This is a genomic window from Litchfieldia alkalitelluris (assembly GCF_002153425.1).
Classification (GTDB): domain Bacteria; phylum Bacillota; class Bacilli; order Bacillales; family Salisediminibacteriaceae; genus Evansella; species Evansella alkalicola.
Genome location: NZ_KZ119600.1, coordinates 4,741,298 through 4,760,778 on the forward strand (window position 1 = coordinate 4,741,298; position 19,481 = coordinate 4,760,778).

Sequence of the window (19,481 nt, forward strand, 5' to 3'; positions counted from 1 at the left end):
GTCGGGACAACTCGCAGTTTATTCTTGAAGCAAACGCTCGTTGCTCCACCCCGCGACGATATGAAGTTTACCGATTTGATGAAGTTAATGTCTCCCTCAAACGCTTTGTTAACTGTTTACCTTACTAGTATGTTTAATCACAGATGTAATTATACCTTATTTTTATAAAGTTTGTAAACAATAAATAATAAATGGTGACCCGTACGGGATTCGAACCCGTGTTACCGCCGTGAAAGGGCGGTGTCTTAACCACTTGACCAACGGGCCAACTTTTAAAAGTGCAAATCATTTCTTAGCGACAAGAAATATCTTAACATCCATTAAAGAAAAATACAATATACTTTTTAAAAATAATTTTTAAACATAGGGACGGTTCTTGCGTTCACAGTTATCTGACAATTATAAACGCAAGAACCGTCCCCTATATTACACCCTTAGCTTCACCGTTGTTAAATAGCTTTGCACGATCGATACCAGGTAGTTTACGTAAGACGGGACTACATAACCAAAAAATACTGAAGATCACCATTGAGATACCACAGATGAATATAGATAATTCTGGTGCAAATGTTTCACCTAATAAACCACCAATTAAAGAACCTAAGGGCATTCCTAGAGCTGCTGCACTAGTTATTAAAGTGATTACTCTGCCTATATAGGCTGTCTCTACTTGTTTCTGTATGGCAGAAAAAACAAGAATGTTAGTTATCCCAATGGAAATTGCACCTATACAGAATAGAATTAGGGATGCTATTAATGGTAAAGTTGCTGCACCTATCCAAACTATACCTGTACCAATATATGCTGTAATAATTAATTTTCCAAAATCGATATGTTTTAGCTTTGGTGAAACAATCGTACCGATCATTATTCCTAGCGACAATGAAGCTAGATAAAATCCATATACAGCTTCTATGCCATTACCTTTCATAAGAGAAAATGCAGGTAAATTCGTTGTCATGATAACCATTGCAATGTTGATAAAAACGATAGAAAAAATCATTTTAGGAACTAATGAATTCCGAATATAGTTAAACCCTGCTTTTAGATCCATGAAGTAAACATTTGTGACAGCCCCAATTGACTTAGATTTATCTTTAGATATATCTGGTTGTTTAAAATTTAAAAATGTATATAAAAGGCTTACTAATAATAAACAGACTGCAAAAATTGAAATAGCCGAAACAGTACCAATAAAAGTTATTATAATACCTGCTCCTGCAATAAAGACAATATCCATTGCTTCTCGAACCGTTTGTAAATAAGAGTTTGCTTCAATCACATTGTCTTCTCCCACAATGAGTGGCAAAATGGTTGATTCAATTGGATAAGTGTATTGCGTGAATAAAGCTGTGATAAACAACAAAGTGATTACATACCAAACATTTAGTCCAATGGTGAAGTGTAATAATGGTAACGTCAATAAGATAATCGCTTTAATAAGATTACTATATACCAGACCATTTTTATATTTTGCATAATTTGCTAATGGAGCGATTAAGAACGACAAAACACCTGCTGATGATATTGCAAACATTGCCAGTCCAGAATAGAAAACACTTCCACTCAAATTTAAAACGAGCAACATACCTGCAACTAAGTAAATCCCACTCCCTAAACCATTAATAAAAACACCTATCATTAAGATTAAAAAGTTCCTTTCCAACATAAATGGCTTTAATTTACCGATAACTACTCACCCTCCTCATTAGAATTTTTTACAAGAAATTCTATAGAATAGGGTGATTGATCCTCACTATCCTTTTCTTTATAAGATAAATGTCCATATTTAAAGATGAGGTCCTCTACCTCTTTACTTAACTGATCCAAAAGTTTTTTAGACAAATAAATATTTGCAGCTTTACCGGCTACATGACCAATAGGAGAGGCTTTCTCTGGATTTTTAAAGACCCTGGCTTTAGATTTATAATATTTTTCAACAATCCCCTTTTCAGTATTAACGCGATCCACTTCCAAAATCTCGTGCTTAACAAGTTGTTGAATATGGTAATAAACAGTTCCTGGATTTTTTCCAACTAAATCGGCTACTTGTTTAGGTGTCATAGGCTTTTCATAAAGTAAAGCTACCATTCTTGAGCGTAGTGGATTAGACAAAACCCTTTGTTGTTCCCAATTAACTTCCATGACATCACTCGTATCCTTATAATTTCTATCCATTTCGTCCCTCCTAAATAATTTCTTTTAATATATTTGTACCCCTAATTTGATTTGGAAATACAAATCATTTGTATTTATAATACGATTTGTATTTCCAAATGTCAATGCCTTTTCGTTTATTTGTTCATCAAAAATAAAAGGGCCGACCATGTGATATCAAACATGATCAGCCCTGTAAGTATTAAGTATTGATTAAGCGAAAACGCCTCTTACTAAATTTGTTTGATTTCTGTCTGGACCTACTGAGAAAATCGTTAATGGAATTCCAGTTAACTGCGATACTCTTTCTAAATAGAATAAAGCGTTTCTTGGAAGGTCGTGTAGAGAAGTTACCCCCGTAATATCCTCTTCCCAACCAGGAAGTTCTTCATACACAGGTTCACATTCAGCCAAAACTTTCAAGCTTGCAGGGAACTCTTCAATAATTTCACCACGATATTTATAAGCTACACAAATTTTTAACGTTTTAATTCCTGTTAACACATCAATGGAGTTTAAAGATAAGTCTGTAATCCCACTCACTCTTCTTGCGTGCCTCACCACTACACTATCGAACCAGCCAACACGTCGGGGACGGCCTGTAGTTGTACCATACTCATTTCCTACTTCACGAATATGATCACCTAATTCATTTTTCAGTTCTGTTGGAAATGGACCATCACCAACTCGTGTAGTATATGCTTTTGAAACACCGACAACATGATTTATTTTAGAAGGACCTACACCAGAACCGATTGTGACTCCACCTGCGATTGGATTAGAAGAAGTAACGAAAGGATACGTACCTTGGTCAATGTCCAACATAACCCCTTGTGCACCTTCGAATAAAACTCGTTTCCCAGCATCTAAAGCATCATTTAGTACTACAGAAGTATCCGTAACATACTTAGCAAATTGTTGGCCATATTCATAATACTCATCTAAGATATCTTCCATTTTAAAGCCTTCTACTTCATATACTTTTTCAAAAAGACGATTTTTCTCTTTTAGATTGTAGGCAAGCTTTTCTTTAAATGTTTCTTTGTCTAAAAGGTCTGCAATTCTTATCCCAACACGTGCAGCCTTATCCATGTATGCAGGGCCAATCCCTTTTCTTGTTGTCCCTATTTTGTTAGCCCCTTTACTATCCTCTTCCACAGCATCCAGTTTTAAATGGTAAGGTAAAATGACATGTGCTCTGTTGCTAATTCTTAATTGGCTAGTATCTACATCTTGATCATGTAAGTATTTAAGCTCTGTTACTAAAGCTTTTGGATCAATTACCATACCATTACCGATTACTGATAATTTATTACTATAAAAAATACCTGATGGAATAAGATGAAGCTTATATTTCTTTCCGTTAAAAACAATTGTATGTCCTGCGTTATTTCCACCTTGGTATCTTGCGATTAATTCAGCTTGCTCTGATAAAAAGTCAGTAATTTTCCCTTTTCCTTCGTCACCCCATTGTGTTCCAACCACGACTACGGATGGCATAATGTGAGCACCTCCATTTAAATTTCAGTTTTTATAACACTTTATTTCATTTAATAATTAATAAATTGTTCATGTGTTTGTGCATTTATTCTTTTTAAATATTTTGAAAACCAGTGTTAGTTTATCAGCTTTTAGGGATACAGTCAATAAAAAAGGCGAACATTAGTTAAGTTTTCTTCGTTATACGTTCGGTTATTTTGTGTATAATTCATAAAAAGCTGGTAATTATGATCTTAAATTAGGGTATACCAACAAAACAGAAGGAACTAATACAAGCCATAGGAGCACTGTAAAATTAGCAAATAAAAACAGTACCACTGTGACTAATGAGAAAATCTACAACATGCTTTGATTTAATAAGGGGAGGATTTCCGCTTAAATTAAAAATTCTCCTAATTTCGTCGCAAATTAGGGGAGTTTTTCCGCCTATGTAAAGGAAACTCCTCCTTTTGAAATAGATTCGAGTCAATAAGCAGAATTTCTCCGGTTATTCATACTTTTTTCCGTGCTATTTATTAATTAAGGGAAATTTCTCCGCTTATTTATTCAATTCAGCATTTCCATATCTCTTCGTTTCTTTAATTAAATTTCTTGAAAGAATTTATATATCTTTTCATTATCTTTAATATAAATTACCAAATCTCCTTTGGATAAACTCTTCAATCATGTATGGTCCCTTTTTATTGGGTTGTTCACCCTTTTTGTACTCTATTGTGAGCCGTTTTCAATTTTAGTTAAAAAAAAGAAGCTTGCCCGTATTAAAGGCTAAGCTCCTGGTGGGATATCTTGATCATCATAACGACGCTCAAGATTCACGAATTTATTATATTCTTTAACGAAAGCAAGCTCTACTGTCCCTACAGGACCGTTACGCTGTTTTGCTATAATGATTTCTATAATATCTTTCTTTTCACTTTCTTTATCGTAATAATCGTCACGATATAAGAAGGCAACGATATCGGCATCCTGCTCAATACTTCCAGATTCACGAATATCAGACATCATCGGACGCTTGTCTGTTCTTGACTCAACACCACGGGATAACTGGGATAAGGCAATGACAGGTACTTCAAGCTCACGGGCAAGTCCCTTAAGTGAACGGGAAATTTCTGATACCTCTTGTTGACGACCTTCGCCACTTCGAGCATCCCCTTGAATAAGCTGTAAATAGTCAATCATAATCATTCCAAGACCACGCTCTTGCTTTAGACGTCGGCATTTCGCCCTAATTTCATTCACCTTGATACCTGGTGTATCATCAATATAAATTCCTGCCTTAGATAAGGTTCCCATCGCCATTGTCAGCTTTTGCCAATCTTCATCTAGTAATTTACCTGTACGAAGTCTTTGAGCATCAATATTTCCCTCTGCACAGAGCATACGCATGACTAGTTGGTCTGCACCCATCTCCAAACTAAAGATTGCCACATTTTCGTCCGTTTTTGTTGCCACGTTCTGCGTAATGTTTAAGGCGAACGCCGTTTTACCTACTGATGGTCGAGCTGCTACGATGATGAGATCATTTCTTTGGAATCCTGCAGTGATTCGGTCTAACTCTGAAAACCCTGTTGGAATCCCTGTTATTTCACCAGCTGTATGCTGTAACAATTCAATTTTATCAAAGGCTTCTACTAAAACATCTTTGATTGATACAAATGCACCTGAATTCTTTTTCTGTGAAACTTCTAAAATTGTTTTTTCAGCTTCGTTCAAGATAGAATCTACATCTTCATCTGCAGCATAGCCTTCAGCAGCTATAGTCGTTGCAACCCTAATTAATCGACGCAGAAGCGATTTTTCCTCTACCATTTGACTGTAATAGTCTATGTTTGCAGCTGTAGGTACTCCTCCAGCTAAATCACTTAAATAAGATACACCGCCAACCTCATCTAACCATTTTTTCGTTTGAAGTTCTGAGGTTACTGTAATTAAATCTACAGGCTCCCCTTTTTGGGCCAATGATAACATCACCGTGTAAATACGTTGGTGTGAGGCTCTATAAAAATCCTCTGGAACTAATCGCTCTGATGCAGATACTAATGCTTCATCGTTTATAAAAATAGCACCTAGGACAGCTTGTTCCGCTTCTATATTTTGTGGCGGTGTACGGTCAGTAAAGATATCACTCATGACCCAATCCCCTCGTTTCTTTAGTGTTTATTCTTCGATGACATGGACTTTAAGTGTTGCATTTACCTTTGGATGTACTTTTAAATTTACGTTCGTATATCCTAAATTACGGATAGGTTCGTCCATTTCAATTTTTCTTTTATCTACTTTAACTTTCATTTTCTTTAAATGCTCAGCAATTTGTTTATTGGTTACGGCCCCAAATAATCTGCCACCTTCACCTGACTTTGCTTTTATTTTCACTTCCATAGACTCTAGTTTTTCTTTGAGTTGTTCTGCTTGTTTCACTTCTTCTTCTGCTTGCTTTTGTTTACTTTCCTGTTTCTTCTCCAACGTTTTCATATTACCAGCATTGGCTTCAATTGCTAGATTATTCTTAAATAAATAGTTTCGAGCATACCCTTCTGAAACATTCTTCACTTCACCTTTTTTACCTTTACCTTTTACATCGCTTAAAAAGATGACTTTCATGTCGATTGTCCTCCTTTAAAATAATCATCTATTTTTTCCTTAAGTAATTCTTCTGCTTCTTCGATCTCAATTCCTTCTAACTGTGTAGCAGCATTAGATAAATGGCCACCGCCACCCATATTCTCCATTATAACTTGAACATTAACATCTCCTAAAGAGCGAGCACTAATCGTAACTCGGCCATCATTAAGTTTAGAAATAACAAAGGATGCAATAACATCATTCATGGTTAACAATGTATCTGCGGCTTGTGCAATAATCAATTGTTCATAATCTTCCTCAGGATCTCCTATTGCAATCGCAGTGCCCCCACCATATATATAAGCTCTTTCTACCAATTTTGCTCGTTTTACAAACTGGTCCAGGTCTTCCTTCATTAACTTTTGAACTTGCGTTGCGTCTGCACCTTTACTTTTTAGATAAGATGCTGCATCAAAAGTACGTGAACCTGTACGAACGGCAAAGCTTTTCGTATCCACAATAATCCCAGCTAACAATGCAGTTGATTCAAGTACATCTAGCTTCGGTTGTGTTGGTTGATACTCTAGAAGTTCTGTTACAAGTTCTGCTGTGGAAGATGCATAAGGCTCCATATAAACGAGGACAGCCTCCTCAATAAATTCTTCCCCTCGTCGATGGTGATCGATTACTATAATGCGATCCATCATATTAAGTAATGCTGGTTCAATAACGAGTGATGGTTTATGCGTATCTACAACTACTAGTAAACATTCTTCCGTTACTTCCTCACGCGCTTTCTCTGGAGTAATGAATTTTTCCCATAACTCTGGTTTCTTCTTAATTCTTTCAACGAGCTTTTTCACACTATCATTCATTTCCATTGGATCTAACACAATATATGCCTCTTTACCGATAGACTCTACTATTTTCAACATACCAATAGCAGCACCAATGGAATCAAGATCTGGATTTTTGTGACCCATTAGAAAAACTTTATTACTATCTGATATAAAACCTCTAATTGCATGTGAAATCACCCTAGCACGGACCCTAGTTCGTTTCTCCACTGCATTAGACTTACCACCATAAAAGCGAACTTTTCCGTTAGCTTGCTTAATTGCAGCTTGATCGCCACCCCTACCAAGTGCTAAATCTAAGCTTGAATGGGCTAGTTGACCCAATTCTCTCATTCCAGACTTTCCAGTACCAATACCTATGCTTAATGTAAGAGCCACCCTTTCATGGGCTGTAGCTTCCCTAACTTCATCAAGAATAGTAAACCTGTCTTCCTCTAGGGCAGCTAATGTCTCCGTATTGAAAACTGCAATATATCTGTCAGCGGCCGTTCGGCGTAATAATATATCATTATTTTTTGACCAAGAGTTTAATTTCTCAGTTACATGAGCTAAAAGCTTACTACGTAACTGATCTTCCATACCTTGAGTTACTTCATCATAATTATCAAGATAGATTAACCCAATGACTGTCCTGTCTTTTTCAAATAGCTCTTTTATTTCTTGTTCTTCAGTAGCATCGAAAAAATATAGTAACCTTTCATTCACTTCATGAACAATTCTATACTTGTTACCTGCAATATTAATAATGAACGTTCTATCTTCCTCATTAAGTATATCTGGAAGTTGATCAGATATAAATTCTAAGTTTTTTCCAACACAGTCTTCCTCTTTCAAACTTGCAATATAAGGGTTAGCCCATTGAATGCTTCCCTCTTCATTATATAAAACTATTCCAAGGGGAAGGTGAGTAACAGCCTCTTCACCAGCCTTATTTACGCGATAGGTTAACGTTGATATATATTCTGATAGTTCATCTTCAAATTGTGTTTTTGCACGATTCATCAAGTACAAAACCACACCAAGGATAAGAAAACCAACGAGCCCTAATTGCCATTGATAAATAGTAACAATCCCTGAGAATATGATTGATATAACAAATAGTGCTATTACATGATAACCATGCCATCTTTTTAATAGAAAATTAGGCATTATTTACAACTCCTACTTCTTTGAGTTCAATCTTTTCCTTAGTTCAAAACCAAGGTCTATAATTCCGACGATCCGTACTAAATACAGTACAGGAGCTAAGATAAATGAAACAATCACTATTAAAACAGGCATGAGAATTCCTTTGTTTTTATGGTGAAAGAAGAAAAAGATAAATGAAAATCCTTGAATCAACATGATAGTTTCAAGTAATGGTCTTAAGTTAGCTGTAACAATAAAGAGTGGTGAACCAACTTCAATATCCATTAAGATAATGATATAAACAATTAAATAATACCATATAACTGCTTTAGGAAATGTCCATTCTCTAAACGGTGGAAATAAGGAAACTTCCAAATTTTTTGCCCTTAGAAAACGTGAGCTTAGCCATTGCACAATAAAGGCAAATGCAATCCCTATCATAATAATTATCGTTGGTGCTACATAAGATAGTAAATCAACAAACTCTTCTACAACTTCTAAATAAGCCTCTTCCTCGAAAGTAAACATAAACAGCATTTCTTCAGTTGTTTCTATAGATTCATGTAATATATTTTGCATTTCGTTAATTGGATTCACTCCAACTAATACAATGGAGCCAATAAAATTTAATAATAGGGCCGCAATAAAGGCCAATGCTCCTCCTTGTAAAACTCCAAAGGCATTCTTTCTCCTTCGATATAGTTCACCAATCACAATACCACCAATAGTGAAGCCCACTGTTAAAGGTAGTGCCGCAGGGCCAATAAATAGGAATAAAGCGAAGAAGGAAATCAAGCCTAATAATATTCCAGGTCGTAGCCCATTTTTGTTTGTATATATAACAAAAGGAATTGGTAATAGAAACAATGTAAATAATCCTATTAAAGGTATTAGCAATGTTATTACAGCAAGTAGTAAATATATTCCTAAGTATATTGCTCCTTCTCTAAGTAACTTTGAGCGATCCATTACAGTACCTCTTTTCCGAATAAATTCAAGTCTGTCGACCCCTATTGTAGCATGAGAAGAATAAAAAGAACAAAAGGTAAAATAGTAATAATAGTAAGAAAAACGTTACCTTTATCATTATAATCTTCGTTCTTATTGTTTATAATTGCAGGTCAAAATGTTTCATGTGAAACATTCAGAAAAAATAAAGCACAGTAGCTCCGTCACTACTGTGCTTTATTTTTTAAGTTTAGATGTTTATGTGATTGCTCTGTAACAACGAATACAGAGCATATCATGTACTACTCAGTAACATACGGCAATAAAGCCATTGTACGAGAGCGCTTAATTGCGCGAGTTAATTGACGTTGATACTTAGCTGAAGTACCAGTTACACGACGAGGAAGAATTTTTCCGCGTTCGGAAACAAATTTCTTCAACAAGTCAGTATCTTTATAGTCGATTTTCGTAATTTTGTTCACTGTAAAGTAACATACTTTACGGCGTTTTGGACGACCACGACGTGCCATGAGAACCCCTCCTTTTATATTTTATTAAAATGGAAGATCATCGTCACTGATATCAATAGGCTTACCATCATTAGCAAACGGATCATCATTGTTTGGCTGGTTTGATGGACGACCTTGATTACCTTGACTAAATCCTTGTCCAGGTCCTGGGTTCGGAGGATTTTGTTGATAACCGCTATTGCCTTGCCCTTGTTGTTGATCATAACCGCTACCATATTGTTCGCGATTACCACCACCTGAAGCATTTCTAGGCTCTAAAAATTGAACACTGTCTGCTACGATTTCTGTTACGTAGACACGACGACCTTCATTATTATCATAGCTGCGTGTTTGAATGCGACCATCTACACCTGCAAGACTTCCTTTTTTCAAAAAGTTCGCCACGTTTTCAGCAGGCTTTCTCCAAATTACACAATTGATGAAATCCGCTTCGCGGTTCCCCTGTTGATTTGAAAATGGACGATTTACAGCTAGTGTAAATGTTGCAACAGCTACGCCGTTAGCAGTATAACGTAATTCTGGGTCCTTCGTTAATCGGCCTACTAAGACAACTCGGTTTAACATCCGAACTCCCCCCTGGAAAATATATTACTACTTCTTTAATTTATCTAATTATTCTTCGTCTTTTACAACAATGTGTCGTAAAATGTTGTCGTTAATTCGAACTAAACGGTTGAATTCATCAATTGCTTCAGAAGGAGCATTTACGTTTAATAAAACGTAGTAACCTTCTGTAAAGTCATTGATTTCATAAGCTAAGCGACGCTTACCTTTTTCCTCAACTTTTTCGACTTCTGCGCCATTGTCTGATAAAACCTTGTTAAAACGCTCTACTACTTCTTTCGTAGCTGCTTCTTCAAGATTTGGACGTACAATGTACATAATTTCATATTTGCGCATGTTTCGTCACCTCCTTTTGGACTAAGGCTCCTTTTCAAATGAAAGGAGCAAGGAGCAAGTACAAGTATCATATTGCTCGCAATTGTCAATTATAGCAGAGTCATCACCCATTTACAAGAAGTGATTTTATATCCTGCTAATTTTCTTAGATAATGTCATAAAATAAGATTCAAATTAATGAAAATAAAACTATCTCATGCTTTTATTTGCACTGCAGAGATAGTTAGTTACTTTCTTATATAGTAGGTTACCCTAATATAAGTCTTGTTAGATCACACTTACGGTTGGTTTACTCGCTTTGCGTGGGCGACTGGTGTTTAAACATTGAAACGGAAATGAATCACATCACCATCTTGTACAATATAGTCTTTACCTTCTAATCGTACTTTTCCATTTTCTTTTGCCTGCCCCATAGAGCCTGCTTCAATTAAATCATCATAAGATACAACTTCTGCTCGAATAAAGCCGCGTTCAAAGTCAGTATGAATGACACCTGCTGCTTGAGGTGCTTTTGTACCTTTTCTGATTGTCCATGCACGTACTTCTTGTTTTCCAGCAGTAAAGTATGTTTCAAGGCCTAGCAAATTGTATGCAGCTTTAATTAGTTGGTCAAGACCCGATTCCTCTATACCAAGATCATCAAGAAACTCTTGTTTTTCTGCACCGTCTAATTCCGCTATTTCCGATTCAATTTTTGCACAAACGACAATTACTTCTGAACCTTCTGATTGTGCAAAATCACGTACTTTAGCAACATATGGATTTTGTTCCGCATCAATGATTTCTTCTTCACTAACGTTTGCAGCGTAAAGTACTGGCTTCATTGTCAATAAGTGAAGTCCCTTTGCTATTTTTGCTTGTTCCTTACTAAGTTCTACACTTCTTGCTGGCATTTCATTTTCAAAGGCTTCCCTTAGCTTTTCTAAAACTTCAAATTCAGCTATAGCCTCTTTGTCTTTTTGTTTTGCCATTTTTTCAACACGGCCAATTCTTTTTTCCACTGTTTCCATGTCAGCTAAAATAAGCTCAAGATTGATTACTTGAATATCCCTTATTGGATCTACTGAACCAGAAACATGGGTAATGTTTTCATCTACAAAACATCTTACCACATGGGAAATAGCATCAACCTGACGGATATGTGATAAGAATTTATTACCTAGCCCTTCCCCTTTACTAGCACCTTCTACAATCCCGGCAATATCAGTAAATTCAAAGGCAGTAGGAACTGTTTTATCTGGGTCAACAAGCTCAGTAAGCTTGTCCAAGCGATAATCTGGTACTTCTACAATCCCAACGTTTGGATCTATCGTACAGAATGGGTAATTGGCAGATTCTGCCCCAGCCTGTGTAATTGCATTAAATAATGTAGACTTTCCGACATTCGGCAAGCCAACTATTCCAGTTGTTAAAGCCATATTCACATACCCCTTTACATTTCAAACATCTAGTTAGATTTTAATCATATTTCCGATATATTTATTCTACATCATTATAGAGATAGAACATAAAAAAGACAAGGCTCTTCTATAGGAAGACCTTATCATCTATACATGTATCAATTGTAGTCTATCTGCTACCAGCCTTAAGCTGGTAGCCCAACACATCACTTCAATTATTACTTTCTAATATTCGTTTCAATTTCTTAGTGAATTCTTTTCTTGGAAGCATAACACTATGGGAACACCCAAGACATTTTATTCGTATATCCATTCCGAGTCTAATAATCTGCCATCTATTTTCCCCGCATGGATGTGGCTTTTTCATTTCAACAACATCATGTAATACGAATTGTTGATCCATTCTATTACACTTCCTCTCAACATTGTAATCATTATATTAGTTGAAATTATACTATATTTTTTCTTAATATGCTCTGAAATTCGTGTTTTATCTAATCTTACGTACGTTACTTGTGTACAGTAACATTCTAGCCTACTCCAGCTGGAACTTATTCACGATTGGGTGAAGTATGATGGCCGCTAAAACATATAGATTTAATATCCCATAGATTGGATAAAGAATGGAAATCAGTTGTGAAAAACCAAATGTCGTTAATGGTACCATTAGTAGAATTAAAAATAGTGAAAGTAACCAAAACGGCATTTTTAAATACTCATAAAATCTTGTACATAGCCCTAAAATTCCAGATGCAGCTGTAGTATATATTGCTGCCCACAATAACCCTGTCATGATTAAAACCATAAAATAAGGATAATGCTTTAAAATTGCAAACAAAGGAATCTCATAAAGCATCACTTCATTTGAAACCTTCAATAATGATTCATTATATAAGAGAGAAATAGTTCCTAATATAAACGCGCTTCCCCCACTAGCAATCCATATTTCACCTTTTCTTTTAATTTTCCCACCGATAGCACCAAGTACTGCAATAAGAGGAAGAATGTTTAAAGCAGTGAATGTAAATGCTGCTGGCCAATTACTTTGGCTCGTTAAGTCTATTTCAAAAGAGAAACCTGTTGTCCATTGAAAAACCGTCAGTGTTCCTACTAGAAAAATGATAAGTAGTGGAATAATAAACGCATTCATTGATGTCATACCATTTATACCCCAAATAAATAACACTACTAGTAAAGAGGATATGATGATCACACCATACCAGTAAGGTATATGTAAAACTTGGAGAGTAGCCCCACCTCCAGCAATCATCACCACTGTAACAGAAAACAAATATAACACTATCATCCCATCATATAGTTTTGTTAACCTCTTCCCCATCAACTCATTTAGTACTGGAATATAGTGTCCTGATTCCTTCTCATAACTAATATTCAATATTACAGTTGTACAAATGAAAAATAGAATGGAGAACAGTACTATTCCAAGAGTACTTTCTGTCCCAAAAAATTGCCATAACTCTCTCCCTGATGCATAACCTGCCCCAATCATTGTTCCTATTATTAGAAACATCCACTTAATCCCTGATATGATCATTGTTTTTCCCCTCTTTTTCTTATTTTGAAGTATAGATTTAAAAAAGAATCCGTATACTGTTACTATTATTTAAGAAATGAGGGTTGTATGATGTTTTCTGGACAACTTTTTCAACAAAAAAGAAATGACTCATTTCGATTCCATATGAATCAACCACTTGTAACCAATGAAATTGCCAAAAAAATTTATTCTTTTTTACCAGATGACCCTTCGAGAGATATAGTTTTAGTATGTATAGGTACAGATCGTTCTACTGGAGACAGCCTAGGTCCACTGATTGGATCTAAACTTAATGAGCGGAGATGTATGATACCTATTTACGGTACATTAAATAATCCTGTCCATGCAAAAAATCTAGTGGAAACGATGGAAAAGATTGAATCTACTTATAATAACCCATTTATTATTGGTATTGACGCTTGTTTAGGTCGTTCCTCTAGTGTAGGTTATATTACCGTGGCTAACGGTCCTGTTCGCCCTGGAGCTGCTGTTAAAAAGCAACTACCGGAAGTGGGAAACATTCATATTACTGGTATTGTAAATGTTAATGGCTTTATGGAAATGATGGTATTACAAAATACAAGATTATCTTTAGTCATGGATATGGCTGAAATAATCTCAAGATCTATTGCAAGATGTAATCGTTGGAGAGAAACACAGCCTAACTGGCTTCTTGCATCACTTCAACGTGAGAAAACAATATAGTAATTTTGTGTTTGTAAATATCCCTCTATGTAAAAAAACTAGATTATACCTATTAACAGAGGATAATCTAGTTTCTTCATTAATTGCTTTATTTGAATGTATATAGACAAATAGTACGTACTTGAAAAAATAAACAACGAAGAATACCACTACACTTCCTTTTAATTAAAGAACATTACTTTACCAACGACAAATAAGGCAGTTATTAATATAGCTGGTAACAAATTAGCCACTCGTATTTTAGGTATTCCAATGATATTTAAACCAATAGCGATAATCATAATTCCACCTACAGCAGTTACTTCACTAATAAATAAATCAATATGCTCCTGAGGAATCCATCTTACTATTAATGTAGCTGATAAAGCTATTGCACCTTGATATATTAAGACTGGAAACGCTGAAAACATGACACCAATCCCTAAAGTTGCTGCAAAAACGATAGAAGAAAATCCATCTAGGACAGATTTTGTAAACAAAACTGTATGGTCTTGTCTCAACCCGCTATCAATTGCGCCTATAATTGCCATGGCACCTACTACGAATAACAAAGTAGCTGCCACAAACCCTTCAGCTAACTGGCCATCAGTCTTTTTTTTCATCTTTTTTTCTAGCCATTGCCCTACTTCATTTAGTTTCCCCTCTATATTCCACCTTTCACCTAAAACACCACCAAGTGCGAGACTAAAGATAACAAATAAAAATTGTTCTCCTTGTAGTGCCATATTAAAACCCAGTACAATTACAGCAAGGCCTATGGCTTTCATTACAGTATCTTTCATTTCACTTGAAAACTTTTTTAGTTTTACTCCTAACCAAGCCCCCAATATAATCGCTATACCATTCACAATTGTTCCTAACAACACCATTTCTCTCTCTCCTTATTTGAAAAGCGTAAGCGCCTTTGTTCACGAGCTTAGGGCAGTGGAGATATGACAACTAAAAGTCACGCTTTGGGACTTCTGTTGTCATGTCGAAGTGCCCTGTACCGAGCAGGCCCTGGAGCTAGCATCAGTTCGAAGAATTATATTTATTCTAGAAAAAAGACCATCAAATGATGGTCATCAACTCTGATTATTCTTCTGTTTCTTTATTTAATAAGACTAAAATTCGTTCAAGATCCGTTTCTGAGAAAAATTCGATTTCAATTTTACCCTTTTTTCGACCTTTTTTAATATGAACATTCGTTCCAAAGTATTCTTTTAAGCGTGATTCACTTTCACGAAGGAACGGCGATATAGGCTTTTTTTGTTTTGTTTCACGTGAAACATTCTTATTTAGTTGCTGTACCAATTCCTCTAACTGACGAACGCTTAATTTTTCGTTTAATACCTTTTGAATGACAGGAGTCATTTTCTCTTTGTTCTTTAACCCTAAAAGTGCCCTTCCATGCCCCATGGAAAGCTTTCCTTCAGCGATGAAATCTTGCACTAGTTGAGGTAATTGTAATAAACGAACATGGTTAGCAATATGTGGACGGCTTTTTCCGAGTTTTTGAGCTAACTCTTCCTGCGTAACTTGAAGATGCTCCATCAGTTTTTGATAAGCCTTCGCTTCCTCAAGTGGATTTAAATCTTCTCGCTGAAGATTCTCAATGAGCGCTATTTCCATCATTTGATCTTCCGTTAGTTCTCGAACAACGGCTGGGATAGCCTGTAGTTTAGCTTCTTTAGAAGCTCTAAACCTTCGTTCACCAACTACGATTTCATATCCCTTTATGCTTTTCCTAACAATAATAGGTTGTAATACACCATTTTGTTCAATGGAGGTTTTCAGTTCCTCTATTGCTTCTGGATCAAATACTTTTCTTGGTTGATAAGGGTTGGGACGTAACTCAGAGAGTTTTATATCAATTACTTTTTCTTCTTTTACTTCCAATTCACCTGGAAAAAAAACATTAATACCTTTTCCTAAACCTTTACCCATGACTAATCACTTCCTTCGCTAAATCAATATATACCTCTGCCCCACGTGATTTTGGGTCATATGTAATGATTGGCTCTCCGTGACTAGGTGCTTCTCCTAAACGAACATTTCTTGGGATAATCGTTTGAAATACTTTTTCCCTAAAGTATTTCTTTACTTCTTCAATTACTTGAATACCTAAGTTTGTTCTGGCATCTAGCATTGTTAGTAATACACCTTCTATTTCTAATTCATTATTCAGGTGTTTTTGTACTAATCTTACTGTATTTAAGAGTTGGCTTAGTCCTTCTAAGGCATAATATTCACATTGAACTGGAATCAAAACTGAATTTGATGCAGTTAAGGAATTGATAGTTAGTAATCCTAAAGAAGGTGGGCAATCAATAATAATATAATCATAATCATCTTTAATTTGCTCTATTGCACGTTTCAAACGAACTTCTCTAGAAATAGTAGGAACAAGTTCAATTTCTGCACCAGCTAACTGAATAGTAGACGGTAAAATATATAAATTCTCAACATTAGTGGAAACAACAACATTCGCTGCTTTTTGATCCTCTACAAGAACATTATATATACACTCATCTACATCTCCTTTATCAATACCAACCCCACTTGTTGTATTCCCTTGAGGGTCAATATCAATAATCAGTGTTTTCTTACCCACATGGGCGAGACAAGCACTTAAATTTACTGCAGTAGTTGTTTTACCAACACCGCCTTTTTGGTTTGCGATTGCTATGACTCTTCCCATCTTTTCACCTACCTCACTAACAATAACTAAAATTATCTATTACATAGTCTGATACAAGTATAGCAAACTATAAAAAGGAATCTACTAATTTAATTTGCTCTGTATTTCATTTTATCATGAAATTTGATATATGATGTCAAATCAGAACTAAAAATAATTTAAAAATGTGAATAATTTTTTAAAAATATCCTATTATTACCTACTCAACATAAAAAGCTCATTCAAAACTAAACAAAAATAAAGCACTCGCCTACTTTTAGGCGAATGCAGCATATTAAAAATAAAGATTATGTGCTATTTTTTCGGTATTTTAATTGTAAATTGATAATAATCTTCATGTTCTTCTTCAGATGTATCTAAATTCATGCCAGTTTGTGTCACCATATCCACAGACTTACGGATCGTATTCATAGCTAACCGCATGTCCCTTGAAAAGCCTTTTCGAATCGGTTTCTGCTTTGCTGGCTTCTCCTCTTTTTCTGTCAACCTCTTCACAATTTCCTCTGTTTGTTTTACGTTTAAATCATCATTAAGAATTCTATTTAGCACTTTTTCTTGTATATCTGCTTCTTTAAGCTTAATAAGCGCCCTAGCATGTCGCTCCGTTATTTCACGCTTAAGAAGGGCTTCCTTCACAGACTCTGGTAAATGTAGCAATCTCAATTTATTAGCTATTGTAGACTGTCCTTTACCTAATCGTTGTGCTAAACTCTCCTGTGTTAAATTATGAATTTCTAGCAGCTTTGCATAAGCAGTAGCCTCTTCAATGGCTGTTAAACCTTCTCGTTGTAAGTTCTCTATTAAGGCTATGGAAGCAGTTTGAGAATCGTTAAATTCTCTAATTACGGCAGGAATTGTCTCCCACCCTAGTGTTTGAACAGCTCGCCAGCGCCTTTCTCCCGCGATGATCTCATAATTCCCATCGCGATTTCTAACAACGATCGGCTGGATAATTCCATGCGTTTTGATCGTTTGTGCTAATTCTTCAATTTTATCATCTTGAAATATCGTTCTAGGTTGATACCGGTTGGGTACGATTTCATTTACAGGAATTTTAATAACTTCCTCTTTTTCCTCATCCACAACTAAATCGTCATTAGATAATTGTTCCTTTTCAGTTGTAACTTCATTTGTTTCTTCATTTTTTTCATTAAAACCAAATAATCTAGTAAATGGTTGTTTCATGGCCTCACCCACCACCCTTAAAAAAACTGCCTTTTTTATTTCTTCTAGAGAAAATAGAAAATTCCTCTTTTATTCTATCATTCTCTGAGAAAAATACAATTACTGCTGATTTTCTTCTCAAGATCTACTCTATTAATATTATAACTATAAATAGTGAATCTGTTAATCTTTTTGATACTTTCTACCATTGATATATCCATATTATATATTTTACTATAAAATTCTCTTTTTATTGCGTAAATAAAAGGCTACCTTGAAAATAGACATTATTTAATTGAATTCGCTGTCCATCAGGAACGTGTGTTTATACCGAAAATGATTAGAATTGTCTCGAAGGATACGCAACAGAGCGTTAGCAAGTAGAGGGAACGACAGGTACCTGCGAAACTCCTGCGGATAAAAGTAGTTATGGTGAGACCCCGCAGAGCGAAAATAGAATGGAGTTCGAGGAGACTCACCGTTTGCCCGCGGAAAACGAGCAAGTGGTTGGCATATCATCACCTATTCTCAAAGCTTCAGATAAAATATTGAAATTCTTAAATATCAACATTTTCTTTTAAAAACCAAATAAAAAACAGCAATGTTTCACGTGAAACATTGCCTTATATTCTTAAACTAATGGTTGTTTATTTGGCGTTCCTGCTTTTCTTGGATATTTTTTTGGTGTAGGTTTCTCTTTAGCAATTTCAATTATTGCACGTTCACTTTCTTCACCTGGTAATTTGAATGAAGAATCGGAAGATATCACCCCACCAAGAAGGTTCAATGCTTTATTTGAATCTTTTAGTTCTTCTTGTGCACCAGCAGCTTTCATAGCAATGAATCGGCCACCTACTTTTGTTAGTGGTAAGCACAATTCTAATAGTACTGGTAAACGTGCGACTGCCCGTGCTAATACAATATCATATTTTTCACGATGCTCTTTCAATAAACCAAAGTTTTCTGCCCTTTCATGATAAAAAGAAACGTTTGATAAATTTAATTCTGCCGCTAAAGCATTCAAGAATGAAATACGTTTATTTAATGAGTCAACGATCGTCACATGTAATTCAGGAAAACAAATTTTTAAAGGGATACTAGGAAATCCCGCTCCTGCACCTACATCTACTAGCTTAAACTCCTTGTTAAAATCATGATAAAAAGCAACTGAGATAGAATCATAAAAATGCTTTAGATAAACTTCTTCTTTATCCGTGATGGACGTTAAATTCATTCTTTCGTTCCAATCAACCAGTAATTCATAGTACTTCTCGAATTGGTTCATTTGTTCATCAGTTAATGTAAATCCTTTAGTTAATAGTGCCTCGCGGAACTGATCTTGATTCATAGTACCACCCTCAAAAATTAATTGATCTATCAAGTTATTCAACTAAA

The 19,481-nt window shown here is 35.4% G+C and carries 19 protein-coding genes and 1 tRNA gene; 1 reads left to right on the forward strand and 19 read right to left on the reverse strand.

Going from position 1 to position 19,481, the window contains the following annotated elements; translation table 11 throughout:
* Positions 1-192: 192 nt before the first annotated feature.
* The 14 genes from BW724_RS22380 to BW724_RS22445 all read right to left on the reverse strand — a co-directional run bounded on the left by BW724_RS22380 (position 193) and on the right by BW724_RS22445 (position 13,537).
* Positions 193-267, reverse strand: a tRNA-Glu gene (locus BW724_RS22380).
* Between the two features lie 154 nt (positions 268-421).
* Positions 422-1,669 (reverse strand): MFS transporter, encoded by a 1,248-nt coding sequence (locus tag BW724_RS22385; RefSeq protein ID WP_246596212.1) that lies wholly within the window; start codon positions 1,667-1,669, stop codon positions 422-424.
* Between the two features lie 23 nt (positions 1,670-1,692).
* On the reverse strand, positions 1,693-2,178 hold the full coding sequence (locus BW724_RS22390; protein ID WP_088077336.1) for an ArsR/SmtB family transcription factor: 486 nt from the start codon (positions 2,176-2,178) through the stop codon (positions 1,693-1,695).
* Between the two features lie 192 nt (positions 2,179-2,370).
* A complete protein-coding gene (locus BW724_RS22395) occupies positions 2,371-3,657 on the reverse strand; it encodes an adenylosuccinate synthase (RefSeq protein WP_088077338.1) in 1,287 nt (428 codons plus the stop codon).
* 765 nt (positions 3,658-4,422) lie between these two features.
* The gene (dnaB, locus tag BW724_RS22400; protein ID WP_088077340.1) at positions 4,423-5,787 is read right to left on the reverse strand and encodes a replicative DNA helicase; all 1,365 of its coding nucleotides are present in this window, start codon (positions 5,785-5,787) and stop codon (positions 4,423-4,425) included.
* A gap of 27 nt (positions 5,788-5,814) precedes the next feature.
* Positions 5,815-6,258: a 50S ribosomal protein L9 gene (rplI, locus tag BW724_RS22405; RefSeq protein WP_088077342.1), complete on the reverse strand. Its 444-nt coding sequence runs from the start codon at positions 6,256-6,258 to the stop codon at positions 5,815-5,817.
* The gene (locus BW724_RS22410; protein ID WP_088077344.1) at positions 6,255-8,225 is read right to left on the reverse strand and encodes a DHH family phosphoesterase; all 1,971 of its coding nucleotides are present in this window, start codon (positions 8,223-8,225) and stop codon (positions 6,255-6,257) included. The genes rplI and BW724_RS22410 overlap by 4 nt, the downstream gene beginning before the upstream one ends.
* A 12-nt stretch (positions 8,226-8,237) precedes the next feature.
* Positions 8,238-9,173 carry a YybS family protein gene (locus tag BW724_RS22415; protein WP_088077346.1) on the reverse strand — a complete coding sequence of 312 codons (936 nt, stop codon included), beginning with the start codon at positions 9,171-9,173 and terminating at the stop codon, positions 8,238-8,240.
* Between the two features lie 281 nt (positions 9,174-9,454).
* On the reverse strand, positions 9,455-9,682 hold the full coding sequence (gene rpsR, locus BW724_RS22420; protein WP_088077348.1) for a 30S ribosomal protein S18: 228 nt from the start codon (positions 9,680-9,682) through the stop codon (positions 9,455-9,457).
* A gap of 24 nt (positions 9,683-9,706) precedes the next feature.
* A complete protein-coding gene (gene ssb, locus BW724_RS22425) occupies positions 9,707-10,246 on the reverse strand; it encodes a single-stranded DNA-binding protein (protein WP_088077350.1) in 540 nt (179 codons plus the stop codon).
* 48 nt (positions 10,247-10,294) lie between these two features.
* Positions 10,295-10,582 carry a 30S ribosomal protein S6 gene (rpsF, locus tag BW724_RS22430; RefSeq protein ID WP_088077352.1) on the reverse strand — a complete coding sequence of 96 codons (288 nt, stop codon included), beginning with the start codon at positions 10,580-10,582 and terminating at the stop codon, positions 10,295-10,297.
* A 317-nt stretch (positions 10,583-10,899) separates the two neighbouring features.
* A complete protein-coding gene (gene ychF / locus BW724_RS22435; protein WP_088077354.1) occupies positions 10,900-12,000 on the reverse strand; it encodes a redox-regulated ATPase YchF in 1,101 nt (366 codons plus the stop codon).
* Positions 12,001-12,193: 193 nt separating this feature from the next.
* Positions 12,194-12,385 carry a DUF951 domain-containing protein gene (locus BW724_RS22440; RefSeq protein ID WP_088077356.1) on the reverse strand — a complete coding sequence of 64 codons (192 nt, stop codon included), beginning with the start codon at positions 12,383-12,385 and terminating at the stop codon, positions 12,194-12,196.
* A gap of 132 nt (positions 12,386-12,517) precedes the next feature.
* Positions 12,518-13,537: a YkvI family membrane protein gene (locus tag BW724_RS22445; RefSeq protein ID WP_088077358.1), complete on the reverse strand. Its 1,020-nt coding sequence runs from the start codon at positions 13,535-13,537 to the stop codon at positions 12,518-12,520.
* 90 nt (positions 13,538-13,627) lie between these two features.
* On the opposite strand from BW724_RS22445, the gene yyaC reads away from it, so the two are divergent.
* Positions 13,628-14,242 carry a spore protease YyaC gene (gene yyaC / locus BW724_RS22450; protein ID WP_088077360.1) on the forward strand — a complete coding sequence of 205 codons (615 nt, stop codon included), beginning with the start codon at positions 13,628-13,630 and terminating at the stop codon, positions 14,240-14,242.
* A gap of 161 nt (positions 14,243-14,403) precedes the next feature.
* Here yyaC and BW724_RS22455 read toward each other — a convergent pair whose 3' ends face one another.
* The 5 genes from BW724_RS22455 to rsmG form a co-directional block, all read right to left on the reverse strand.
* Complete coding sequence (locus BW724_RS22455) at positions 14,404-15,111, reverse strand: DUF554 domain-containing protein (protein WP_088077362.1); 708 nt, start codon at positions 15,109-15,111, stop codon at positions 14,404-14,406.
* Between the two features lie 205 nt (positions 15,112-15,316).
* Complete coding sequence (locus BW724_RS22460; RefSeq protein WP_088077364.1) at positions 15,317-16,168, reverse strand: ParB/RepB/Spo0J family partition protein; 852 nt, start codon at positions 16,166-16,168, stop codon at positions 15,317-15,319.
* A complete protein-coding gene (locus BW724_RS22465) occupies positions 16,161-16,922 on the reverse strand; it encodes a ParA family protein (RefSeq protein WP_088077366.1) in 762 nt (253 codons plus the stop codon). Before BW724_RS22465 ends, BW724_RS22460 begins: the two co-directional genes overlap by 8 nt.
* A 294-nt stretch (positions 16,923-17,216) precedes the next feature.
* Positions 17,217-18,107: a nucleoid occlusion protein gene (gene noc / locus BW724_RS22470; protein WP_088077368.1), complete on the reverse strand. Its 891-nt coding sequence runs from the start codon at positions 18,105-18,107 to the stop codon at positions 17,217-17,219.
* A 610-nt stretch (positions 18,108-18,717) separates the two neighbouring features.
* Positions 18,718-19,434, reverse strand: a complete 717-nt coding sequence (gene rsmG / locus BW724_RS22475; RefSeq protein WP_088077370.1) for a 16S rRNA (guanine(527)-N(7))-methyltransferase RsmG — start codon at positions 19,432-19,434, stop codon at positions 18,718-18,720.
* Positions 19,435-19,481: the final 47 nt, after the last annotated feature.